Consider the following 1,316-nt stretch of genomic DNA (forward strand, 5'->3'; position numbering starts at 1 on the left):
GGGCGGCGGCGGGCCAACTGCTCGAACAGGATGCGCAACTCCAGCTTGGCGAGGTGGTTGCCGAGGCAGAAGTGGGCACCGCCGCCGCCGAAGCCGATGTGGGGGTTGGGGTCGCGGGTGATGTCGAAAACCCCGGCGTCGGGGAAGACCGTGGCGTCGCGGTTGGCGGAGGAGTAGAAGACCACGACCTTGTCCTCGGCCTTGATCGGCTGCCCGCCCAGGACCTGGTCGGCCGTCGAGGTGCGACGGAACAGGTTGACGGGTGAGACCCAGCGGACGATCTCGTCGGCGGCGGTCTTGGCCAGGGTGGGGTCCGCGACGAGGCGGTCCCACTGGTCGGGGTGCTCGAAGAGGGCGAGCATGCCGCCGGAGGCCGCGTTCCGGGTGGTCTCGTTCCCCGCCACCACCAGCAGGAGGACGAAGAGGTCGAACTCGTTCTCGTCGAGAGTCTCACCGTGCTCGTCGGGCTGGATCAGCCTGGTGACGATGTCGTCCCTCGGGTTCGACCGGCGTTGCGCCGCGAGCTGGTTGGCGTACGCGTAGACCTCCATGGCGGCGGCGGAGCCTTCTTCGGGGGAGGCGGCGTAGTCGGGGTCCTGTGCGCCGATCATGCGGTTCGACCAGGAGAACACCTTGTCGCGGTCGGTCACGGGCGCGCCGAGGAGCTCGCAGATCACGTAGAGGGGCAAGGGGGCGGCGACTTCGGTGACGAAGTCGACCTCGCCCGAGCATTTGTCGAGGAGGTCGTCACAGATGTCGCGGATGTGTTGTTCGAGGGCGCCGATCGTGCGCGGGGTGAAGCCCCGGTTGACCAGCGAGCGCCGCCTCGTGTGCTCTGGTGGGTCCTGGTTGAGCATCATGAGGCGCTGGAGCGCGATCTGGTCCTCCGGCAGCTCATCGAACAAGGCGAGCTTCTTGGAGGAGGAGAACAAGTCGGAGTGCCGCGATACGTGCACGACATCCTCGTATCCGGTGACGGCCCAAAAACCCGGTTCGCCCTGGTGCCAGTAGATGGGGGAGTTGGCTCGGAGCCAGGCCAGCTGATCGTGCGGTGGTCCAGCAGTCGCGTAGAGGTCCCTGTCGATGAGGTCGATCTGCACTGGGCCCACCCTCTTGATCAAGCGCTTGGTTTAACCTACTGAAACGTGTTCTATTACGTCCCTGTACGGTCGTCAAGGAGCGGCCTGTGAGGTGAGGGGCGGGAGGGCACGGCCGAGGCGATCGCGTTGGGCTGGGACGGGCAGAGCTGTGCGCCGGACGTTACTACTTGCGCAGTTCGGCGGGTGACGCTTCGACGGAGCGGGGCTGTTGTGGGC

General features: G+C 66.6%; 1 protein-coding gene. It reads right to left on the minus strand.

Translation table 11 applies throughout. The features are described 5' to 3' along the window. Positions 1 to 1,100: cytochrome P450 (locus tag ETD85_RS62330; RefSeq protein ID WP_138699099.1), on the minus strand; the 1,100-nt coding region annotated here is incomplete at its 3' end. Positions 1,101 to 1,316 lie beyond the last annotated feature (216 nt).

The sequence above is a fragment of the Nonomuraea zeae genome (genome assembly GCF_005889725.1).
Taxonomy (GTDB): domain Bacteria; phylum Actinomycetota; class Actinomycetes; order Streptosporangiales; family Streptosporangiaceae; genus Nonomuraea; species Nonomuraea zeae.